The 16645-nt window shown below is 61.9% G+C and carries 18 protein-coding genes and 1 pseudogene; 5 read left to right on the top strand and 14 right to left on the bottom strand.

Annotation, left to right across the window (positions count from 1 at the left end):
• Window positions 1-366 (bottom strand): annotated as a pseudogene (locus KVT38_RS09625) (hypothetical protein); the annotation flags it as partial.
• 283 nt (window positions 367-649) lie between these two features.
• Here KVT38_RS09625 and KVT38_RS09620 point away from each other — a divergent pair.
• Window positions 650-1285, top strand: coding sequence for a hypothetical protein (locus KVT38_RS09620; RefSeq protein ID WP_217593484.1), 636 nt, complete (start codon window positions 650-652; stop codon window positions 1283-1285).
• 46 nt (window positions 1286-1331) lie between these two features.
• On the opposite strand, the gene KVT38_RS09615 is transcribed toward KVT38_RS09620, so the two are convergent.
• The 6 genes from KVT38_RS09615 to KVT38_RS09590 form a co-directional block, all read right to left on the bottom strand.
• Entirely contained in the window at window positions 1332-3806 is a 2475-nt protein-coding gene (locus KVT38_RS09615; protein ID WP_217593483.1) for an ATP-dependent DNA helicase, read from the bottom strand.
• Window positions 3807-3966: 160 nt separating this feature from the next.
• Window positions 3967-4251 (bottom strand): alpha/beta-type small acid-soluble spore protein, encoded by a 285-nt coding sequence (locus tag KVT38_RS09610; protein ID WP_217593482.1) that lies wholly within the window; start codon window positions 4249-4251, stop codon window positions 3967-3969.
• Between the two features lie 109 nt (window positions 4252-4360).
• Window positions 4361-5374, bottom strand: a complete 1014-nt coding sequence (locus KVT38_RS09605; RefSeq protein ID WP_217593481.1) for an ABC transporter substrate-binding protein — start codon at window positions 5372-5374, stop codon at window positions 4361-4363.
• 499 nt (window positions 5375-5873) lie between these two features.
• On the bottom strand, window positions 5874-7055 hold the full coding sequence (locus KVT38_RS09600; protein ID WP_217593480.1) for an NAD(P)/FAD-dependent oxidoreductase: 1182 nt from the start codon (window positions 7053-7055) through the stop codon (window positions 5874-5876).
• A gap of 36 nt (window positions 7056-7091) precedes the next feature.
• A complete protein-coding gene (locus KVT38_RS09595; protein ID WP_217593479.1) occupies window positions 7092-7523 on the bottom strand; it encodes a DUF1641 domain-containing protein in 432 nt (143 codons plus the stop codon).
• 233 nt (window positions 7524-7756) lie between these two features.
• The gene (locus KVT38_RS09590; protein WP_217593478.1) at window positions 7757-9109 is read right to left on the bottom strand and encodes a CynX/NimT family MFS transporter; all 1353 of its coding nucleotides are present in this window, start codon (window positions 9107-9109) and stop codon (window positions 7757-7759) included.
• A 213-nt stretch (window positions 9110-9322) separates the two neighbouring features.
• Between KVT38_RS09590 and KVT38_RS09585 the strand changes: the two genes are divergently transcribed.
• Window positions 9323-9481, top strand: coding sequence for a hypothetical protein (locus KVT38_RS09585; protein ID WP_217593477.1), 159 nt, complete (start codon window positions 9323-9325; stop codon window positions 9479-9481).
• 14 nt (window positions 9482-9495) lie between these two features.
• A complete protein-coding gene (locus tag KVT38_RS09580; RefSeq protein ID WP_217593476.1) occupies window positions 9496-9627 on the top strand; it encodes a DUF4023 family protein in 132 nt (43 codons plus the stop codon).
• A gap of 64 nt (window positions 9628-9691) precedes the next feature.
• On the opposite strand, the gene KVT38_RS09575 is transcribed toward KVT38_RS09580, so the two are convergent.
• From KVT38_RS09575 to KVT38_RS09560, 4 genes are all read right to left on the bottom strand, one after another.
• Entirely contained in the window at window positions 9692-10609 is a 918-nt protein-coding gene (locus KVT38_RS09575; protein ID WP_217593475.1) for a polysaccharide deacetylase family protein, read from the bottom strand.
• Window positions 10609-11916, bottom strand: a complete 1308-nt coding sequence (locus KVT38_RS09570; protein WP_217593474.1) for an MFS transporter — start codon at window positions 11914-11916, stop codon at window positions 10609-10611. Before KVT38_RS09570 ends, KVT38_RS09575 begins: the two co-directional genes overlap by 1 nt.
• A gap of 162 nt (window positions 11917-12078) precedes the next feature.
• Complete coding sequence (locus KVT38_RS09565) at window positions 12079-12546, bottom strand: MarR family winged helix-turn-helix transcriptional regulator (protein WP_217593473.1); 468 nt, start codon at window positions 12544-12546, stop codon at window positions 12079-12081.
• A 203-nt stretch (window positions 12547-12749) separates the two neighbouring features.
• Window positions 12750-13253 (bottom strand): ester cyclase, encoded by a 504-nt coding sequence (locus tag KVT38_RS09560; RefSeq protein WP_217593472.1) that lies wholly within the window; start codon window positions 13251-13253, stop codon window positions 12750-12752.
• Between the two features lie 190 nt (window positions 13254-13443).
• Here KVT38_RS09560 and KVT38_RS09555 point away from each other — a divergent pair, with 190 nt between their 5' ends.
• Window positions 13444-13869: a DUF1284 domain-containing protein gene (locus KVT38_RS09555; RefSeq protein ID WP_217593471.1), complete on the top strand. Its 426-nt coding sequence runs from the start codon at window positions 13444-13446 to the stop codon at window positions 13867-13869.
• A 5-nt stretch (window positions 13870-13874) separates the two neighbouring features.
• Here KVT38_RS09555 and KVT38_RS09550 read toward each other — a convergent pair whose 3' ends face one another.
• From KVT38_RS09550 to KVT38_RS09540, 3 genes are read right to left on the bottom strand one after another with little or no spacing between them, the layout of a single operon-like run.
• A complete protein-coding gene (locus KVT38_RS09550) occupies window positions 13875-14573 on the bottom strand; it encodes a hypothetical protein (protein ID WP_217593470.1) in 699 nt (232 codons plus the stop codon).
• The gene (locus KVT38_RS09545; protein WP_217593469.1) at window positions 14570-15466 is read right to left on the bottom strand and encodes an ABC transporter ATP-binding protein; all 897 of its coding nucleotides are present in this window, start codon (window positions 15464-15466) and stop codon (window positions 14570-14572) included. The genes KVT38_RS09550 and KVT38_RS09545 overlap by 4 nt, the downstream gene beginning before the upstream one ends.
• Window positions 15463-15834 carry a GntR family transcriptional regulator gene (locus KVT38_RS09540; RefSeq protein ID WP_217593468.1) on the bottom strand — a complete coding sequence of 124 codons (372 nt, stop codon included), beginning with the start codon at window positions 15832-15834 and terminating at the stop codon, window positions 15463-15465. Before KVT38_RS09540 ends, KVT38_RS09545 begins: the two co-directional genes overlap by 4 nt.
• A 227-nt stretch (window positions 15835-16061) precedes the next feature.
• Between KVT38_RS09540 and KVT38_RS09535 the strand changes: the two genes are divergently transcribed.
• Window positions 16062-16478, top strand: a complete 417-nt coding sequence (locus KVT38_RS09535) for a VOC family protein (RefSeq protein WP_217593467.1) — start codon at window positions 16062-16064, stop codon at window positions 16476-16478.
• The last annotated feature ends 167 nt before the right edge of the window (window positions 16479-16645 follow it).

Raw genomic sequence — 16645 nt, 5'->3', positions numbered from 1 at the left:
GGGCGCGACCCCGAGCGCAGCCGCTTCGTCGTGCGCCGCCTCGGGCGCCGCTGCAGGCAATCCGCGCCGCCGCCGGCCGCGCTTGCCGCCAGGCGCCGGGCCCTCGGCGAAGCCGCTGGCCGGCACGGCAACCTCGGACGCCGCGGCCTGGGCGACCGTCTCGCCTGACGCGCGATCCGCGTCAGATGCCGCCGCGGGCAGAGACGCCCTGCATTGCTTGCAGATGCCCCTGCGCGCATTCGCCCCCGCCCGCCTACCCGATCTGCGGCGGAACTCCGATATCGGTTTGAGCTCGAAGCAGCTCACGCATTGCTTCAATTCCGCGGATGCCGCCTGGCCCTCCGGTGTCGTCGTCGGCTTGCTCAACGCTGTCAGCTCCGTATCTCGTTCGTAGTGTTAGGTCCATTATACTTGATTTCCCAACGTTTGGCTCGGCCGCAGCCAAGCCTCCGCCAAGCCGCGCTCTTCCGCACGCCCCCTCCAGCCTCCCTTGGATCGCCGCTGCTCGCAGCTCCGCGTCATTTATCCGCATTACATTTCACATGACTGCGGTAACTTACCAATTACTGCGCCTCCGTGCCACAATATGCCATAGTCGAGCCCGCTCGCGCGGCGTTCGAAACGGAACGAACGAAGGAGAGATCGAATCATGAAGTTGAACAAAAACGCGCTGCGCCTGACCACGGCGGCGGCGCTGGCCGTCGCGCTCATCGCGCCCGGCGCGGCCCAGGCGGCCAGCACGGTCGTCAAAACCGACAGCGAAAAGGGGTTCGCCGCCCTGCAGGTCGGCAACCGCGTGTTCGTGCACGACAGCGAGAAGCAGCTGTTCCAGACGAACGGCAAATTCCACGACGGCAAGCTGATCGACCTGTTCACGCTGCCGTACGGTCCGGCGACGATCCCGTTGATCCTCGTCTACAATGACAAGGCTGGCTTGACGGTGTTCAGCGACCTGTGGCCCGAGTTCGCCAAAGGCAAGGAAAAGAACACGACCGAGGAATACATGAGCGGCCATATCTCCTTCAAGCCGATGAAGAAGGCGGCCAACCGGACGAACCACAATTACGCCGAGCAGGTCGGAGACACCGTACACGTATATACGGCCAACGACTTCGACGATCTGAAAAAAGGCTATCATGAATCCTACGCAGTCAAAGGCACGCTGCGCGGCCTGATCCTGTACGATTGCTGCCCGTACGCGGTGCTCGAAAGCCCCGACGGGGGTCTCGACGTCTATCATGCCGGCAAGGAAGGTCCGATGAAGGCGGGCCATATCAATCTCTAAAAATATGGATCCGCAGACCTGCGCGCCCGCGCTCCGCTGCGGATTTTTATCGTCCGTCGCGGCCGTCCGCCCCCCACTCCTCGGGCAGCAACTGCCGGTAAGGCGCGCGTCTGTAGCGGTCGTCGATCAGCACCAGCACGCCGCTGTCCGTCTCGGTCCGGATGAGCCGCCCGCCCGCCTGGAGCACCTTGTTCATCCCGGGATACACGTAGGCATAGTCGAATCCGGACAATCCGGCGGCGTCGTAATGCGACCGCATCAGGTCCCGCTCGAAGCTCGGCTGCGGCATGCCCACGCCGACGATGACGACGCCCTGCAGCCTGTCGCCTGCCAGATCGATGCCCTCCGAGAAGACGCCGCCCAGCACCGCGAAGCCGACGAGCGCCTCGCCGCCGTCCGCCTCGAACGCGGACAGATAGCCGGCCCGCTCTTCCTCGGTCATCTCCGGCCGCTGCAGGAGGGTGCGCAAGGCCTCTCCCCCCTGCTCTATGAAAGCTTCGTACACCGCGTTCATATACGCATACGACGGGAAAAAGAACAAATAACGCCCGGGACGCCCGCTTGCCAGCGCCACCATGGCGGCGGCGATTCGCTCGCGGCTCGTCTCCCGGTCCGCATACCGCGTGGACAACGGAACGATCTTCGTCTCCCATTGTTCGGCGCGGAAGGGGGAAGGCACCGACACGGAATAGTCGGTCTCCTCGGCGCCCAGCAGCTCCATATAGTAGCTCAGCGGGAACAGCGTCGCGGAAAAGCAGATTTGCGAGCGGTAGCCCTTGCGCATCTGTCGCAGCAGGCGAGACGGGTCCATGCAGAAAATCTTGATCCTCACGTCCGTGCGTTGACGCTCGGCATATACGATATGGCGCTCCGGGTCGAACAGCTTGACGGTCCGCATCCAATTGAGCGCCGCGAAATAAGCCTCGAGCAGCAGCTCGTTCGGGTTGGCCGGCACCTCGGCACCTTCATTGGACGCAGCGGGTCCGGCGCTAGACGTATTCTGACCGCCGCCACCATGAGGCGAGGACTCATCCTTCCATTCGATCGGCAAGACGTCGCGCTCGGCCGCTCGCCCGCCTTCTTCAAAGCCCCCGCCTCGCTCCGCCATCGCAAGCGCGCCCTCTGCCGCTGCCGCGAACGCCTCGACCGCTTCGGACAACGCCTCGGGCACCCCTTCGGACAGCACAAACGCGTCCTGCCCCTCCTCCCGCTTGCGCACGGCGAGCAGCGCGGCGTCGACCGCCTTGGCGGCCGTGTGCACGGCGGCGTCTTTACCCTTGAAGGCGCGGACCAGGTTCAGAAAGTCCCGCTTGAACAGCTCCGCCGAGTACATCTCCCTAGCCCGGTCCGGCAGGTTGTGCGCTTCATCGACGAGCAGCGCGCAGGCGGCCTTCCACTCCGCCGCGACGCGCTTCAGCGAGATGCGCGGATCGAATATGTAATTGTAGTCGCAAATGACGGCATCCGCGATGTAAGCGACCTCGAGCGACATCTCAAACGGACATACGCGGTGCTTGCCGGCATAACGAAGCAGCTCGTCCTTGCCCATCAGCGTCTCGTGCGATAGCAGGTCGAGCACGGCGCTGTTGATGCGGTCGTAAAAGCCCTCCGCGTACATGCAAACGCCTCCCGCACATCCCGGGCCGCCGGACTGCGCTGCCGCGGCTGCGCAAAGCTTGTCCTTGGCCGTGATCGTCACCGCGTGCAGCCGCAGCCCGCCGTCCTCCATGCGACGCAGCGCGTCCTCGGCCGAAGCCCGCGTCGTCGTGCGCGCCGTCAGGTAGAACAGCCGCGCCAGCTTCCCTTCGCCGATCGACTTCACGGCGGGATACAGCGTCGACATCGTCTTGCCGATGCCGGTCGGCGCGCGCGCGAACAGCTGGTGGCCCGCCTCGATGCTCCGGTACACCGCGCCCGCCAGCTTGCGCTGGCCCGCGCGGTACGCCGGATACGGGAAGGCGAGGCCGGCGATGCTCTCGTCCCGGGCTGCGCGATGCCGCAGCTGAAGTTCCGCGAACGGCGCATAGCGCTCGACGCAGTCCATGACGCGCCGCTCCAGCTCCGCGTAGTCGGCCGTCCGCTCGAACGACCTCCTGGCTCCTCCGTTCCCCCGCGTCTCCACGTAGGTCATTCTCACCCGGATCCGTTCGATGCCCTCCGCTTTGGCGTGCATGTAGGCATAGCAATAAGCCTGCGCCCAGTGCACCTCCGGCGTCTCCGCCTCGGAAGCCGGCAGGTCCCCGCCAGTCGACTTGATCTCCTCGATCGTCACGCTGCCGTCTTCGCCCGCCAGCAACCCGTCGCAGCGACCCTCGATGACGAACAACAGATTCCCGTGCTCGACCTCGGTGCGCAGCTGAACCTCCTTGCGATCCTGCTCCCCGTAAGCCTCCTGCACCTGCTGGTGCGCCTTGACCCCGTCGGCCAGCGCGGATGCCTGACGGAAGCCGCTCGCCAGATCGCCGCTTCGCAGCGCGTATTCGACCAGCGGCCTGACCGCGATCGTGACCGTTCCCCGCATATCGTCCGTCCCCCAAGCCGTACCGCCTTTTCCGCCGGAACATTTGTTCTCTCATTGTATCACGAAGCGGCCAGCATAGGAAAAGCACGGCAAAACAAAAACCCGTCCGGAACGCTTGCGCGCGCCGGCGGGCTTCGTTTATTTGCGGACGGCGGCCCGGTCAGGGCTGTCTTTGCGACAGCTTTTCCTGCGCCATTCTAATCATCTCACGCACCATGGAGCCGCCGATCTTGCCGCCCACATGGCCGGCGTCCTCGGTCGTCAGGTGCCCGTTGTCTCCCGGCGTCAACGGCACGCCAAGCGACTTGGCGACTTCGTATTTTACGTCGTCGGGATGCGCCGGATCTACCGTATAGCCTTCCTTGCGCATAACCTCCGCCTTGAACGCATTAACTCCCTGCTCGGCGCCGGGAACGGCGAGCCGCCTCGATCTTCTTCTGGACATGCCTTGCACCGCCTTTTTATCGGATGATGCTAGCTTGCGCGATCGAAGCTTCATTATTCCGAAAAAGAAAAGGAGCGGACAGCAGATGCTGCCAGCTCCTTGCTACGCATTATTTGCTTAACAGCTTGACGACATCGCGCAGCTGCCATTGCAGCGCCGCGGCGCTGAAGTCGTTCCAGTGGCCGCTGTTGACCAGGTACACCTGGTTTTTCTGAACCGCCGGGATGTTCTTCCAAGCCGATTCCTTCAGGGAATTGTAGGTGTCGATATCGGTTTGGCCGTCAACCATGATGAACAGGCGGTCGGCGTCGGCCACATTCGCCGGCACGGCCTCTTGCGTAACCTCGGTCGTAGCGGTAAGCGTCTTGACGTGCTCTGTCGGCAGGAAGCCGATATCCTCATAGAGCGGCGTGAACACCTTGGTCGGGTGCTCGTAGATCTTCTTGCTCCAGAATTGGAGAATGCCGACCTTCTCGCCTTCGCCGATCTTGCCCTTCAGCTTCTCCTTGGCGTCCGCCGCATCGGCCTTAAAGCTGTCCAGGAACGCCTGCTTCTGGTCTTCGACGTTTAGGAGCGCGGCCAGATCGTCAAGCTGCTCGTACGGCGTCTTGCCGAACGTCGTCGCATACGTCGGGGCGATCTTCTGCAGCGCGTCGACGACTTCGGGCTTGAAGTAGTTGCTCACGATGATCAGGTCGGGCGTCGCGCCCAGTACCTTCTCGTTGTCGGCTTCCTGGTCGCCTACGCTCTCGATGCCGGCGACGGCTTCCGGCTCGTCCTTGTACTTGTCGAGGTAGTAGTTGATCGTGCCGACCGGCTTGACGCCCAGCGCCAGCAGATCGCCGAAGTTGTTGAGCGCGACGACGCGCTGCGCCTTCACGGGCACTTCGATCTCGCGGCCCATGCCGTCAGTGACCTTTTTCGTCGTCGCGCCGGCGTCGGACGATGCGGGTGCGGATGATGATGCTGTTGGGCTCGCGCTGGCGGAAGCCGACGCGCTCTCGCTCGCGGACGGGGATGCACCCGACGATGCATTGTTGTTTTTGCTGCCGCAAGCGGTGACGACGCTGACCAGCAGCAGAATGAAGGTGAGGAGCAAGCTTGATTTGCGAAGCTTAGACATGTAGGTATTCTCTCCTTGGAGGGGTTAGTTTGTGCTAGGCGATATCAATATACTAGCTAACGATAACGATTCTCAATCTCACTTGGACTATATTACCGGATATCGGGCGAAATGGCAATGGGAAATTGTGCGGCAAGACGCGGTTTGTGAAAGGGGTCCTTTGTCAGCGAGCGGGAATAGCGATGTGCCGCATCCTTATTTAGCCTCTGGCTGGCTGCTCAAACCAAATAGCGATGTGCCACATCCTTATCTTGCCCCCGACTAGCCGCCCAAGCCAAATAGCGATGTGCCACATCCTTATCTAGCCCCCGACTGGCCGCCCAAGCCAAATAGCGATGTGCGACATTCTTATCTCGCTCCCGCTAGTTCACACGGACCAAATAGCTTTACTCCGCATTCTTAATATTGCAGCCATCGACGATTCGATCGAATCTAAGCAAAACAAAATAAGCTCCGCCCCGGCCAAAGCCGAAGCGGAGCTGCTAAAATTACGCTATTCCTACTCAAGCACCGCGAACAGACCCTTGATATGCGTCAGGTAGCGGATGTTGCTCATTTCCTTCATCAGCGTCGCAGGGAAGCCCTTGAAGCGCGTGTTGCTCGCGCCGACGGTGCCGACCGCGTCCTTGCGGCCGAGGCTGCCCAGCGTACCGGAGAATACCGGCTGGAACGTGTCCTGCACGCCGCCCTTGATCACGGCAGCCAGGTTGTGGCCGATGAGCTCGCCCATTTGCCAAGCCAGCTGTGCCGTCGGCGGGTACGGACGCGCGCCTTCGCCCGGGATGACGACTGCGCAGTCGCCTGCGAGATAGACGTCAGGATGCGAAGTCGATTGGAGCGTATCGGTGACCGATGCGCGGCCGCGGTTGACTTCGATGCCGCAGTTCGCGACGATCTCGTGGCCCTGGACGCCGCCGGTCCAGATGATCGTGTTGGACTTGAGCGTGCGGCCGTCCTTCAGGGAGACGGTGTCCTTGGACGCTTCGGTAATCGCTACGCCGACGATGAACTCGACGCCGCGCTTCTCGAGGCTCTCTTGGGCGCGGGCGATGAGCTCCGGCGGGAAGATCGGCAGTATCGCCGGGCCGGCTTCGACGACGTACAGCTTGATGTCGGCCGGGTTGATGCCCTTGGCGCGCGCAACTTCGGGCAGCTTGTCGGCGAATTCGCCGACGAGCTCGATGCCCGTCAGGCCGCCGCCGCCGACGACGATCGTCGCGTCGGCCGGATCCTTGGACGCTTTGTATGCGTCAAGACGCGCATGGACGTGCTCGCGAATCTTGTTGGCGTCGCTCACGGACTTCAGCACGAAGCTGTTTTCCTGCAGTCCCGGGATGCCGAAGTAAGCCGTCTCGGAGCCGAGGGCGATGACGAGGTTGTCGTATGTGTACGTGCCGCCGCCTGCGGTCGTTACCTTCTTGTCGTCAGGCTTGATCTCCTTGACCGTATCGATGATCAGGTTGATGCCTTGGTTCTTCAGCAGCTTGGCGAGCGGCAGCGCGACCGCCGGTTCGCTGATCGTGCCTGCAGCCAGACGGTGCAGCTCGGTGATGATCTGGTGGGTCGGATAACGGTTGATGACCGTAATCGCCGCTTCGTGGACGCTCAGGTGCTGACGAGCCGTCAGCGCGCTCAGCAATCCGCCGTAACCGCCGCCCAGGATCAAGATTTGTTTAGCCATGGTCCATCCTCCGTTCGTGAGTCAGTGGTTTGGGGATTAGCGTTGCTGCTGGCGCTCCGCCAGTACGTTCAGGAATGCTTGGGTGTAGCGCAGCGTCTTCTGCACTTGCGGATCCTTCAGCATCTTGAGCAGACCGAACAGGCCGACAGCCTGCGTGTCGGCTTCGGCGCGGTCGCCCGCTTCGATCGCCGCGGATGCGAGACCCTTGGCCTTGTCGACGACCGGCGTGAAGAACTCTACGAGCCCCGCCTTCGTGTCGTTGATGAAAACTTGGTCCTTCGCGAGGCCGGATGCAAAGTCGTACGCCGCGGTCAGCGTCGTCACCATCTCGGTCAGCTTGGGCAGGTTGTCCACCAGCGTGGTGAGCGATTGTTGAACTTCCGGCTTCATCAGTTGATCCAGCACATCCTGGGCCTTTTGCGCGTCGACGGCTTGATCGGCGCCTTGCGATTGCGGTGTGGTAGTCATGAGACAAAGTCCTCCTTTACAGTAAGGTCATGCGGTCTCTTGCGATTCTCCGTCTCGGCGGACGAAGGGGCTGGGGGAGGCGGGCGACATTTGTACCATTTTTCACATAAAAAGGCGTGCCGCTATTCCTTTGGCTTCTTCGTATCGATCCGGAAGGTCGAAATGAACCCTTGTTCCCCATTTTACACCCGTTTGCGTCCCAGATGTAAAAAAATTAAAAAGGTTAATTGTGTCTATTTTGTGTCGGCGCCTGTCGAATCCGGGGAGACTCGCTCGGATGCAGACGAGACGAAGGCGGCGCGGCTCGAACCCAGTCCGAACAGCGCGGCCAGCGCCACGACGACGACCATGACGACGAGCGGCGTCTGCCAACCGCCGGAGCTGTCATGCACGAAACCGATAAAAGCGGGACCGATAGCCGCCACTAGATAGCCTACGAACTGGGCCATGCCGGACAGCTCCGTCGCCTCGGTCGCGGTTCGGGCGCGCAGCGAAAAAAACACGAGGCAAAGGCTGAAGCTTGCGCCCGCGCCGACGCCAATAAGAAGTACCCATGCAACGGTCAAAGGCCCCGCGCCGGAATCGAAAAGCAAGCCGGCGTAGCCGACGAGCAGCATCGCCATGACGACCGCCATGATGCCCCGCTGGCTCGGCCGCCGAGCGGCGAGCACCGGCGCGAGGAAGTTCGCGGGCAGGCCGACGATCTGCATGAGCGACAGCATCCAGCCGGCGGTCCCCGGACTCATCCCCCTGTCCTGCAGAAGCTCCGGCAGCCAGGTGACGTTAACGTAAAAAATAATCGATTGAAAGCCCATGAAGAGCGATACCTGCCACGCCAGCGGCGACCGCCACGGGCGCGCGGACGCCAAAGCCGAGCTGCGGACGACGCGCTCCCGCCGGCCGCGGCTCACCTGCGGCAGCCAGGCGACCATCGCCAGCGCGGAGGCGAGTCCCCATACGCCTAGCGCACCGCGCCAGCCGAAGCCCGGCGCATCCGCGATCGGGATGCTGACGCCGGATGCGATGCCGGCGACGAGCGTCAGCGCGACCGAGTAGATGCCGGTCATAAGTCCGGCGCGGCTCGCGAAGTCCCGCTTGATGAGCGCAGGCACAAGCACGTTGCCCAAGCCGATGCCGACGCCGATCAGGACGGTGCCGGCGAACAGCAGCGCCGCGTTAGGCGCGGCCCGAACGATGTCGCCAACCGTGATCAAGGCCATGCCGGCGAGCAGCGTGTTCTCCGCGCCGAAGCGGCGCGACAGCTTGGGCGCGACGGGCGAGATCACCGCGAAGGCGAGCAAGCCGAGCGTCGTCAGCATGCCTGCGCCTGCGCCCGACAGGCTCAGGTCGTCCTTGATCCGGCCGACGACCGGACCGACCGCAGTCAGGGCGCCGCGCAGGTTGGCCGCGATGAGCACGATGCCGACGGCCAGCCAGATCAGCCGCCCGCGCTTCGCTTTTTCCGCGCGCTCGCGCTCCTGGGCTTGTTCGAGAGCAAGCTCCCGTTCGAATTCGGCGCGCGCATCCGGACGTTTTTCCTGCAGCCCGCCTGCCCTATCATTATGTTGATTCGTTTTGTTCTTCATGCTCATCCATCCTCCGGACATCACCTACAGCATACGCCAAACCCGCCGCGCAAATGCCGAGCCGGCGCTGTAACTTATCTCCGGCAATGCCCGAATTGTAACATACGGTGTCAAGTTCATCACAGGCGAACGCTCGCAATAACCGCATAATCCGGCCTGTCTTCAGGGAAACTACAGAGGCACTTGTATCGATGCCGAGGAGGAGATAATGAGATGTCCGGACGTAACAACAGACCCGAAAACGGCGGACCTGCGGGTCATCCCGGCAGGCTGGACCAGTTTGGCGACAAGTTGGGCTCGCGTAACGAGGAAGAGTTTCGCTCCGCGGCTGAGTCGGCCTGCAGTACCGGCGCAAAGGGCAAGAATAAATAAGGGGGGTCGCGGACATGAGCGATACGCATGCGTTCGTGGAGCAGGTGCATGACCGCCAGCGCAAGGACCAACGCAACAAGGCGCACCAGGGTCAAGGCACGCAAGGACAGAAGGTATCTTCACGCCAGCACAGCACTAATAAATAAAAAAGAGGCGCGTCTTTCGAACGGCAATCCGTTCGAAGGCGCGCTTTTTGCATCGGAACCGCCGTTAACCCCTGCCGAGCGCGAGCTTGGCCAGTCTCAGCGCGGACCCGAGCCGCGGCCGCCGCAGCTTTTCCGCTACATACCGGTAATCCGTCAGCTGCACCCCCGCCTCCTTCATCGCCGCCGCGAAGTCCGGATCGAGCATCAGCTTGTATTCCCACACCCGCTTCTCCCAGTTCGGAATGCGCGCGCCCAGATCGGCGTTCGGTACCGCCGGATGGATGTACGTCTCCACGACGCCTTCGGGCAGCGTATACAGCTTGGCGATCAGCATCGCCTTGAACGATTCGTACGTCTCCCCCGGCTCGATGCCGTAGGGATGGCTCAGCAGGTAGTCCGGCACCGCCACGCCGAGCGTGTCGCACAGCGCGACGGCTTTGGCCAGCGTGGCCTCGACGCCCGGCGCGTTCGCGGTCAACGCTTCCGCCGGATCGATGTGGCGGAACAGCCGGAAGGGAAGATCTCGGCGCGAGCACTGCCAAAAAACCTGAGGCAAATAGCTGCGCCCCGTCGCGATGCCGTACAGGCTGCCCATATGGTTGTCCGCATGCGTCACGGCGATGCCGGCGCGCTTGGCGGCGTCGAACTGCGCGTTCATCTCAGCGACGACGTCCGCCTTGACGGAGCCGCGCTCGAACGCTTCGACCGTCTTGTACATATAGCCGTCCCCGTCGTGAAGCGACGGGCGGCCCGTCAGGCTCGCGAAGCGCACGGCGTCGTACTCGCTCGTGAACGTCAGATGCAGGCCGACGCTCGCTTCGGGATGGCGCCTGCACCAGTCGGCGGCCTGCCCGAAGCCGGGAGCGGGGGTCATGATCGTGGCGGACGAGACGCGGCGCTCCTCGAGCAGATGCATGATGGCTTCGTTCGCGGGCGCGCTCTGGCCGAAGTCGTCGCAATTCAAAATCAACAGCTTGGCCATCAGGCGTCGATCCCTCCTTGCGCATGCGGGACGGAAGGGGCTGGCTGCGGCTTAAGGAACAACGAGATGACGAAAGAGACAACAAGCAGGGCGAGCGGTACGATACAGATCAAATAACGGAACGTCTGCTCCGGATGCGGCCCCGGCTCGTCGCCGCTCACGTAGCCGAACATCTGTCCGACGACAAAAAAGGCTAGCGCCGAGATCAGACCGCTCGAGCGCGTGAGAAAGCCGCCGACCGCGGTGTACATCCCTTCTCTGCGGCGGCCTGTCCGCAAAGCGTCCCTATCTATGATCTCGCTGCTGAGCAGCGCCGGGGAGACGAGGAAGCCCGCCAGGCCGAAGCCGAAGCAAATGCCGGCCGCGATGCCGGTGCCGAGATCATTCGCGTACCAGAGTGGGATGACGGACAGCCCGTAGACGACGAAGGCCAGGCGCCAGCTGCGGTAGCCGCCGAGCTTTTTCACAATATAAAACCACACCGCGACAAGCGGTATGACGGACACGAAGACGGACGCCATCAGCAGCGTAACGTCGCCCTCCCCGACCCCGAGCGCATACTTGGCATAGAAAGGAATCATTGAGCTCACGAGACCGTTCACCGTCTGCGCGAAGGAGCCGGCCACGTAGAACAGCCACAGCTCTTTGTTCTTCAGCGTCTCGCGGAACGCCTGGACGAGCGGCAGCGGCTCTTCTCTGGCGAACGATTCGTTCTCGCGCACGTTTAAGACGAATAGGGTCATAAACAGGCCGAACACGGCCGCGTATACGACGGACATCGTGCCGAAGCCAAGCGCCTCGTAAAGAATCGGCGTAAGCGCCGTACCGATGAGAATAGCGACGATCTGGTAGGCCTGCTGGACGGCGGAAGCCTTGGCTCTTAAGCCGACGCCCGTGAAGAGTTCGGGGAACAGCGCGCCGTAGTTCACCCACAAAATCGTGGCGATCGCCTCGAAGAGGATGAGCGCGATAAGGAACCAGGTAAATAAAGCGCTGTCATGAAGGCCTGGAGGAACGGCGAAAACCATGACGAAGGCCAGCATGAACAGCGGGATGGACGCGAAAATCCACGGTCTGCGGCGGCCGTGCCGCGAGCGCGTGCGGTCCGACAAGTAGCCGGCCATCGGCTGGTTGACGGCGTCCCAGATGAGATAGATCGTCCGCGCGAGCGTGGCCAGCCCGACGGCCAGCCCCAGCTTTTCGACGTAAAAATACGTGTAAAACGAACTGAAGGCCTGGCTGGGCACCATCATCGCGAACATCCCGAGTGCATAAGCGGTCGGGGAGTTCAGGAACTTCCTGCTCATCGGCATTCTCCCGTCGCATGTAGTCTCGCGCTGCCCGCTCCCTCGGCGGAGACGCCGTTCGGCGGCTTCCTGCGCGGCATCGCGTGCTACTACACCATTCTACGAGCGAGCGACAATTTCCTCCAATCCTGCAAATCGCCGGCATCCGGATCGCGCGACGGCTTACCAGACCGGTCTGAACTTCGCGGTTCCCTCGCCAAAAGACTGGACGATATCCCGCATGCTCCGCGTCAGCCGCTCCGCCTCCTGCTCCCCCAGCCGCTCTCGCCATCTTCGCTCCATGGCGACGAACTGCGCCTCGGTCGCCCGAATGCAGGCCCAGCCCCGCTCCGTAAGCACGACCAGCTTGCCGCGCCCGTCGCTCGGATGCGGACGCCGCTCGACATAACCCCGCCCCTCAAGGTAATCGATCATCTGCGTAGCCGCCTGCTTCGTAATGTCCAGATGCTCGGCCAACTCGATGCCCGTCGCCCCGCCGAACGAGAGCTTCTGGAACGCGTAGCCGTGCGACGGACGCACGTCGTCGAAGCCCTGCGCGGCCAGCTCCCGGTGAAGCTCGTCTACCGCCCCGCGAAAAGCCGTCGCGAACAAAAAAGTCAACTCGTAACCCCATGCGCCCGCCTCGTACATGGCATTTCCCTCCCGATCCCTGTGCTGCTTGTCGCTGTCCATTGTAACAGAAGGGCCCGGGGGCGGGGTAGCCGCGAGAGGGGGCGCGTCGCCAGTTCGGATGATGCACTTTTACAGGATCGCACTACCGAGGACAAACCGACTCACTCCAGATTTTCAAGCCTCCTCGTGTGCCCTTCATCTCCTCAGCTACTCGGCCTCGGCTACTTCTGCGCCGGCGCTCCATCGATGCGGCAGGCAGGCTGCTCGTTAAGCTCCGCGCCGATCTGCCGCAACAGCGTAGCGGTGTCGAACAGCGCCCAATGCTCGGCGATTCGGCCGTCGGCTACCCGGTACTCCCGGTACAGCTTGGCGTCGATCGGCAGTCCCGTAGCCGCCTTCCCCCGGAAGGTACCCAGGTGCGTGCCCTTCATCCGAAGACGAACGACGACGCGGTCCCCCTCCGTCGTGACGCTCTCGACCGTCGACCGCTGATCGGGAAATGCCGTCCGCAGCCTCTCCGCCATCGCAAGCAAGCCTTCCATATGACCCGGCTCGTACGCGTGGTCGACATAATCGTCCGTCAAATATAGCGAGATACTGGCGGTATCCCCTTCGTTCCAAAATCGCTCGATGAAATCCAACGCCACCTCCGCCGAATTCGCGGAACCTTGCCGGGTACTCTCATTTTCGCCGAACGAACTTAAAGCTTGCGATTGCTGTTTCATGAAAATTGCCTCCTCGAGATTATAGTCAATTTAATTGACTATTTTAGAGTAGCACAAAATAAACATTTTAGTAAAGTCAATTGACTAAATGGGCAAATTAGCTTGATTGAGACTAAGCTGCTAGCATGCATATTCGTTAACCAGATGCTATAATCTTGGTTAACGATCAAAACACAAGGAATGATGACGGATGACGATCAGATTGCGCGGGCATCATCTGCTCTGCCTGTTGGGCTACCGGGGAAAAGGGTACTCGGAAGGGTTTTGTGCGAACATGACGCGCGTATACGAGCGTCTCCGGACGGAACCGGGGACGGAGATCGAGCTGATCCTCGGGCCGGATGACATTTGCGCCGCGTTTCCCGAGGACCAGGAGCCGCATTGCGAAAATGCGAGCGTGTACCGCAAGGACGAGGAGATCGCGCGGCAGATCGGTATATCCGTAGGGGAGCGGCGCGCATGGGCGGATGTCGTGGCTGCCGTCGCCGAACGGGTGCGGCCGAACGACATCGGCTCCCTCTGCAGCGATTGCAGATGGGAGCCGTATGGGCTGTGCCGGGAAGGCGTGGCGCATATTCATTTGTCGCCCAGTCTGCGGAAGCTGCCTCCCGCCTGACGGCCTCAGACGGATGTGCGGCGCAGCAGCGCGTAGGAGATCGCCATGAACAGAAGCGTCAGCGGCGCGGTGCCGCCGGCGAGCTCGAGCATCGTGCGGCCCGCCAGCCAATGGCCGAAGTCGATCCACCACCCGCGCTCGGTCATGACGTAGCTCAAGACGGTGCCGATCGCGAGCACGGCGATGGAGAAGAGGAACATGCCGTTCTTGCCGAAGCGCTTCGCGAGACAGGCGATCGCGAAGCCGAGATAGAACAGGAACACGATGACCAGGAAGTAGTTCAGGAACTGAACAGGCGCGGAGCCCTCGCTATAATAGGGCAGATGGAAGAAGTAGAGTCCGACTCCCCAACCGTCGATCCACTCGCTCTCGACGTATGATAGGAAGGTCAGGCCGGCCGCACAGATCGCGCCCACCAGGCCGATCGCGCCTCCCGTGCCCCAGAAGTAGTCGGACCTGCGGACGCTGAAGCCGATCATGAAGGGCAGCGTGTTAGATACCGACATGATGCCGGCCGTGAGTATATAGATGTATAGCGACGCTACGCCGCCTGTCGTAATGACATCCTTGGCAAAGATACTTACGATCAGGTTGACGGCGAAGCTTGAGCCTGCGATGATCCAGGGCAGCAGGTACCAGCTGAATTTATCCTTCAGAATTGTAGACGTGACCGCTTTCGTTCTACCGCGTTGGGCGACATTCATGACGAGACCGCCTCCCTCTCCTCTTTTTGCCTGCCGGTCAGATGCACGATCAGCTGCTGCAATGATACCGGAGAGAACTCCAAGCCGCGTTCTGCGGCCTCTCTGCGTTCCTGCGGACTCGCCTCGCCCATGACCGTCGCCGAAGCGATCGCGCCCATGGCGTCCCGCGACAGCACTTTTTTCCCAGACACGAACGAATCGATCCTGGCGGCCGAACCCACGACGGTATAGGCCATCCCGGACAGACGCTCCACGTCCTGATCGAGCAGCAGCCTGCCTTGATCGATCAGCAGCACGTGCTCCAGCAAACGGCTTACTTCATCAATTAAGTGCGTCGACAGGATGACCGTGCGCGGATGTTCGGCATAGTCCTCCAGCAGCCGGTCGTAGAACAAGGCACGCGCGACCGCATCCAGCCCGAGATACGGCTCATCGAAGATCGTGAGCGGCGCCCGGCTCGCCAGCCCGACGACGACGCCGACGGCGGACAGCATGCCGCGCGACAGCTTATGCACCTTGCGCTTCGTCGGCAGCCCGAACGCCTCGGCCAGCTCGGCAGCATACGCCGCGTCCCAGTTCGGATGCAGCAAGGCGGATACGTCCAGCACGTCCTTCACGGTGAACATCTGCGGGTACTTCTGGCTCTCCTTGATGAAGCAGACCCGGCGGAGGACGGACTCATTCTCGTACGGCTCTTCGCCGAACACCTCGATATTCCCGCCCGACGCAAACTGCTGCGCCGTCAGCATGTGCATGATCGTCGTCTTGCCCGCGCCGTTGCGACCGAGCAGACCGTAGATTTTGTTTTCCTCCAGCTCGAAGCTCACGCCGCTCACCGCCGCCGTATCCCCGTAGGATTTGGTCAGGTTCGTTACCTTTACGACCGCGCTCATGACTTGTTCCCTCCCTTGCGGACCATGTCCGCGAGCTGATCCTGCGTAATGCCGAGCTTCTCCGCTTCCCGCATCATGGCCACGACATATTGCTCGTAGAACTGCTCTCTGCGTTTCTCGACCAGGCTCGCCTTCGCCCCTGCCGCCACGAACATGCCGATCCCTCTCTTCTTGTAAAGGATGCCTTGCTCCGTCAACAGGTTGACGCCTTTGGCCGCCGTGGCCGGATTGATCTGGTAAAACGCCGCGAACTGATTGGTCGACGGCACCTGGGATTCCTCGGGCAGCGCGCCCTCGATAATGTCGTTCTCGATGCGTTCGGCGATTTGCACGAATATCGGACGGCTGTCGTCGATCAGGAAGCTCATCGTTAACCTCACCACCACACTGGTTAATTACTCATGTAACTAACCATACAACCATATTGTTGTTGCGTCAAGCAGGCGGAAGCCTTTTTTTGAAATAAGGAACCGGATTTGAGCAATCGACGAGAAATCCTTGCGGAGGCGGCGTGCTACAATGGAGATCGAAACGAGGCTTCGGGTACGTAGACGAGCTTTGAGCGAACCGGCCAAGCGCCATGGAGGAGACAGCCATGACCAAGGAATTGTGGATCAACCTGCCCAGCAAGGATCTGGCCCGTACCAGACAGTTCTACCGCGATATCGGTTTTACGTTTAATTCGAATTTCCCCGGCGGCGATTCGGCCGTCAGCCTGCTCGTCGGCAACCCGGCGGTCGTCGTGATGCTGTTCCCCGAGGAGACGTTCGCGGGCTTCGCTTCGAGCGGCGCCTCGGATGCTCGCGCGGCGGCTGAAGTGCTGCTGTCGATCGGGGCGGACAGCCGCGAGGAAGTGGACACGCTGGCCGCCAAGGCTGCCGCCGCGGGCGGCGAGGTGTACGGTAAGCCCGGGGAGAGCCAGGGCTGGATGTACGGCTGCGGCTTCGCCGACCCGGACGGGCACCGTTGGAATGTGCTGTATATGGACACGGAGAAAATGCCGGGGAGATAACCGGCGGCTTAACGACAGACACCGTCCGGGGCGAACGCCCGGGCGGTCTTTGTCGTTTCCATTTGGGGGCCGGCGCCTGCCTTGCGCTTTGTTTTCCCATGCCCGCCATTTGGGTTATGATGAGAACATATGCAGTCGAGCGCCATCGCGAGCGCCAACTTGAGGAG

The organism is Cohnella sp. GbtcB17 (genome assembly GCF_019091135.1).
Taxonomy (GTDB): Bacteria; Bacillota; Bacilli; order Paenibacillales; family Paenibacillaceae; genus Cohnella.
This window is presented reverse-complemented; position numbering and strand designations above follow the sequence as displayed.

What these genes read in the sequence shown, in the direction of transcription:
- KVT38_RS09615 (WP_217593483.1), bottom strand. Translation starts at nt 3,806, where the DNA reads ATGCGGGGAACGGTCACGATCGCGGTCAGGCCGCTGGTCGAATACGCG.
- KVT38_RS09585 (WP_217593477.1), top strand. Translation starts at nt 9,323, where the DNA reads ATGTCCGGACGTAACAACAGACCCGAAAACGGCGGACCTGCGGGTCAT.
- KVT38_RS09580 (WP_217593476.1), top strand. Translation starts at nt 9,496, where the DNA reads ATGAGCGATACGCATGCGTTCGTGGAGCAGGTGCATGACCGCCAGCGC.
- KVT38_RS09575 (WP_217593475.1), bottom strand. Translation starts at nt 10,609, where the DNA reads ATGGCCAAGCTGTTGATTTTGAATTGCGACGACTTCGGCCAGAGCGCG.
- KVT38_RS09535 (WP_217593467.1), top strand. Translation starts at nt 16,062, where the DNA reads ATGACCAAGGAATTGTGGATCAACCTGCCCAGCAAGGATCTGGCCCGT.
- KVT38_RS09565 (WP_217593473.1), bottom strand. Translation starts at nt 12,546, where the DNA reads ATGTACGAGGCGGGCGCATGGGGTTACGAGTTGACTTTTTTGTTCGCG.
- KVT38_RS09605 (WP_217593481.1), bottom strand. Translation starts at nt 5,374, where the DNA reads ATGTCTAAGCTTCGCAAATCAAGCTTGCTCCTCACCTTCATTCTGCTG.
- KVT38_RS09540 (WP_217593468.1), bottom strand. Translation starts at nt 15,834, where the DNA reads ATGAGCTTCCTGATCGACGACAGCCGTCCGATATTCGTGCAAATCGCC.
- KVT38_RS09550 (WP_217593470.1), bottom strand. Translation starts at nt 14,573, where the DNA reads ATGAATGTCGCCCAACGCGGTAGAACGAAAGCGGTCACGTCTACAATT.
- KVT38_RS09560 (WP_217593472.1), bottom strand. Translation starts at nt 13,253, where the DNA reads ATGAAACAGCAATCGCAAGCTTTAAGTTCGTTCGGCGAAAATGAGAGT.
- KVT38_RS09610 (WP_217593482.1), bottom strand. Translation starts at nt 4,251, where the DNA reads ATGTCCAGAAGAAGATCGAGGCGGCTCGCCGTTCCCGGCGCCGAGCAG.
- KVT38_RS09590 (WP_217593478.1), bottom strand. Translation starts at nt 9,109, where the DNA reads ATGAAGAACAAAACGAATCAACATAATGATAGGGCAGGCGGGCTGCAG.
- KVT38_RS09595 (WP_217593479.1), bottom strand. Translation starts at nt 7,523, where the DNA reads ATGACTACCACACCGCAATCGCAAGGCGCCGATCAAGCCGTCGACGCG.
- KVT38_RS09620 (WP_217593484.1), top strand. Translation starts at nt 650, where the DNA reads ATGAAGTTGAACAAAAACGCGCTGCGCCTGACCACGGCGGCGGCGCTG.
- KVT38_RS09600 (WP_217593480.1), bottom strand. Translation starts at nt 7,055, where the DNA reads ATGGCTAAACAAATCTTGATCCTGGGCGGCGGTTACGGCGGATTGCTG.
- KVT38_RS09545 (WP_217593469.1), bottom strand. Translation starts at nt 15,466, where the DNA reads ATGAGCGCGGTCGTAAAGGTAACGAACCTGACCAAATCCTACGGGGAT.
- KVT38_RS09570 (WP_217593474.1), bottom strand. Translation starts at nt 11,916, where the DNA reads ATGAGCAGGAAGTTCCTGAACTCCCCGACCGCTTATGCACTCGGGATG.
- KVT38_RS09555 (WP_217593471.1), top strand. Translation starts at nt 13,444, where the DNA reads ATGACGATCAGATTGCGCGGGCATCATCTGCTCTGCCTGTTGGGCTAC.